Annotated in this window: 3 protein-coding genes and 1 pseudogene; 1 reads left to right on the forward strand and 3 read right to left on the reverse strand. The window is 72.8% G+C overall.

Annotated features, from left to right (window positions below):
• Positions 1–20 precede the first annotated feature (20 nt).
• The 3 genes from B7L92_RS33810 to B7L92_RS33815 form a co-directional block, all read right to left on the reverse strand.
• Positions 21–677, reverse strand: coding sequence for a TetR/AcrR family transcriptional regulator (locus B7L92_RS33810; protein ID WP_081241076.1), 657 nt, complete (start codon positions 675–677; stop codon positions 21–23).
• Between the two features lie 89 nt (positions 678–766).
• Positions 767–907 carry an SCO1431 family membrane protein gene (locus tag B7L92_RS39895; RefSeq protein ID WP_016827144.1) on the reverse strand — a complete coding sequence of 47 codons (141 nt, stop codon included), beginning with the start codon at positions 905–907 and terminating at the stop codon, positions 767–769.
• Positions 908–1,048: 141 nt separating this feature from the next.
• A complete protein-coding gene (locus tag B7L92_RS33815; RefSeq protein WP_081241077.1) occupies positions 1,049–2,410 on the reverse strand; it encodes a C39 family peptidase in 1,362 nt (453 codons plus the stop codon).
• Positions 2,411–2,659: 249 nt separating this feature from the next.
• On the opposite strand from B7L92_RS33815, the pseudogene B7L92_RS33820 reads away from it, so the two are divergent.
• Positions 2,660–2,908, forward strand: a pseudogene (locus B7L92_RS33820) (hypothetical protein); the annotation flags it as partial.
• Positions 2,909–2,988 lie beyond the last annotated feature (80 nt).

Here is a 2,988-nt window from a genome sequence, read left to right on the forward strand (position 1 = left end):
GGGCGCGGACGCCGAGGGGCTCAGGTGTCGCGGCGGGCGGGCCGCGGGGCCGGATGGGCGGGGTCCATTTCCTCGATGGCGCGCAGGACGCCGCCGAGCGTCTTCACCAGCAGTTCGCGCATGGTCTCGCGAGGCAGCTCACCGCGGTTGATCCAGTCCAGCGCGGCACCCTCCACGCTGCACACCCAGGACAGCAGCCCCATCCGCGCCAGCGGCGCGATGTCGGTGCGGCCGTAGGCGCCCTCGGCGATGGTCGCGACGATCGCCTCGCGCACCTCGTCCCGGATCGCGTGCACCTCGGCGTCGAAGCCGACCCCGCCGCTGACGATGGTGCGGTAGGCGGCCTGGTTGTGCTCGGCGTACCGCAGATAGCTGTCGATGGTGCGGTGCACCCGCTCCACCGGCGGCAGCTCGCCCCCGCTCGCCGCGAAGGTGACCAGACCGGCCACCGAGTCCTGGATGATCGCCAGGTAGTAGCCCCGCTTGGAGTGGAAGTAGTAGTAGATCAGTCCCTTGGCGACATGGGCCTGGCGCGCGATGTCATCCATGGAGAGCGCGTCGTAGGACGTGTCGGCGAACAACCTCCGCCCGATGGCGATGAGTTCGGCACGGCGCGCCAGCGAGCGCTCGGTGCCGCGCACTCCGGGGCGCACGGAAGGTTGTTGACTGATATTCAATTTCGACCCTGGTTTCCTGCGGGCGGCGGGACACCCGCAGTATGACAGGCCCCCGGGTGGACCAGGTCACAGCGGTGCGACGGCGCAGCTCACAGCAGTCCGAGCCGGGTCACGAGCATCGCGACGACCACGACGAGGGTCCATCCCGCGAGGTGCTCGAGGATCTTCGGCCCGTCCTCACGGGGGCCGCCGGTACGGACACGGGTGACGGTGGCGATGTTCGCGGTCATGGCTTCTCGCTGGTCTCGGCGGTACCGCGGGCTCCCCCCGCGACCCTGTCCACCTTGCCACCGTCGGCGGCTTTCGCGGTCGAGACGTTGGTCACACGAGCGGCGGGCCCCGGCCGCGCGGGGCCCGCCGACCGGGCCGGCTCAGCGCACTCCCACCGCCGCGAGCGCCTTGCGCTGGCTCGGGGTCGGGCGCGCCGGGAAGTACAGGTAGCAGACCCCGCCGGTGCCGGACACGACCTTGCCCGAGGCGTTGTACCGCTTGGTCCTGAGCCAGATGTTCTCCCACTCGCGCCGCCGGTAGACGCGCCGCACGGCCTCGTTGCTCGGGGACGCCGGGTCGTTGGCGATCACGTCGCCGTCGGCGGTGAAGCCGATCACGGTCATCAGGTGCCCGGAGGTGCCGTACCCCGCCCCGGTGAGCTCCTCCGCGAGGAAGGACTGGGACGTGATGGCCGGGATGCCGGCCGCGATCAGCGTCTCCAGGTCGGCGAGGGAGCCCAGGCGCGTGACCACGCCCTGCAGGTCCGCGAAGGTGGCCGCGTAGGCGGCGTTGAACGGCCAGTTGCCGCAGCCGGCGTACTGGTGGTCGTAGGTGGACCGGGCCGCGTGGCACACCTGCGGGTCGGTGTACGACGGGTCCACCCAGGCCAGCTGCTCCGCGGTGAGCCGGCCGCCCCAGTACTCGATGATCATCTGCGAGGAGGTCGGGCTGCACCAGGCCTCGCCGCCGTTGTCGTACTCGGGGTACCGGCCCTTGTGGATCTCCTGCGAATAGCGCGGGACGACCAGTTCCCGGGCTAGGCGGGGCCGGGAGGCGGGGACGGTGAACCGGTCGGGGACGTCGGAGCCCATCGCGCCGACCCGCCACACGGTCGGGGTGAGCGCCGTGCCGGGACGGCGGTACAGGGTCAGCCGCAGCCGGTAGGAGGCGATGCGCAGGCCGGAGGCCGGCGCGTCGACGGCGAGGGTGTCGGTCCAGACGCTGCTCCTGCCGTCGCCCTGGTCGTCCACCGAGGTCCGCCGGATGTCCTGGTCACCGGCCGCCCAGCGGCCCATGACGTACCAGGGGGTGTCCGTGCCGTCGGAGTACGTGCCCTTCAGTTCGACCTGGAGCCAGGTGCCGTCGGGGGTGTGCGCGTTCCAGGAGGCGATCGCCTCCGTCGCCGGGACGGCGAGCCGGTGGACGGGCGAGGTCCACGTCGCGTACTCCCAGGCGGCCGTGGTGCCGGTGTGCGGGTCGGTGTAGTGCGTGGTGCCGACGGGTTTCGCGATCACGAGACCGGGGCGGGCCCCGGCGACGGCGCGGGTCCCGTCGGCACCGCCCGTGCGCCAGTCGCTGTACGAGGTCCAGGCCCGGTTGTCCACGGGGCGGGCGGCGGCCCGGCCGGCGTCCGTGGTGGCGGTCGCGGTGGCGGCGGACGCCGGGCCCGCGGAGCCGGCGACGGCGGTGACGACCGCGGCGGCCAGGAGGGTTCTGCGGGACGGCAGTTCGGCTCTGCTCATGGGTGGGGTCCCCCAGGTGTCGGAGTCGGGGCGGGTCCAGTGGCACGGCCGGACGGACGGCGTGCGTCCGCCGGATGGAGCGGGTGTGCGCCAACTATGAACACAGCGGAACGGATCCCGCCAGCACCTCGGGCCGTGCCGCATCGATCGACAGGGGACTCGACCAATGGCGGGACCTGCGGCTCCCCCATCCGGGCGGCGTCCTAGAGTGCTCCCGTCACCCCTTTCGCCCGACCCCGGGAACCAGTCATCCACGCTCTCGCCTCCCGCATCCGCCGGCTCGCCCCCTCGTGCGGCCCGGTCCGGCTCGTCGGCGTCGACGGGTACGCCGGGTCCGGGAAGTCCACGTTCGCCGGGCGGTTGGCCCAGGCCCTGGACGGGGCCCCGGTGCTGCACCTCGACGACATCGCGAGCCACGAGGAACTGTTCGGCTGGACCGGGCGGCTGCTGAGCCAGGTGATCGAGCCGCTCGGCCGCGGCGAGACCGCGCACTACTCCCGGGCGAAAGGGGTGACGGGAGCACTCTAGGACGCCGCCCGGATGGGGGAGCCGCAGGTCCCGCCATTGGTCGAGTCCCC

Origin of the sequence: Streptomyces viridosporus (assembly GCF_002078235.1) — a bacterium.
Taxonomy (GTDB): domain Bacteria; phylum Actinomycetota; class Actinomycetes; order Streptomycetales; family Streptomycetaceae; genus Streptomyces; species Streptomyces viridosporus.

Bases quoted from the DNA above. Each gene is read 5' to 3' on its own strand.
- B7L92_RS39895 (WP_016827144.1), bottom strand. From the start codon at position 907: ATGACCGCGAACATCGCCACCGTCACCCGTGTCCGTACCGGCGGCCCC.
- B7L92_RS33815 (WP_081241077.1), bottom strand. From the start codon at position 2,410: ATGAGCAGAGCCGAACTGCCGTCCCGCAGAACCCTCCTGGCCGCCGCG.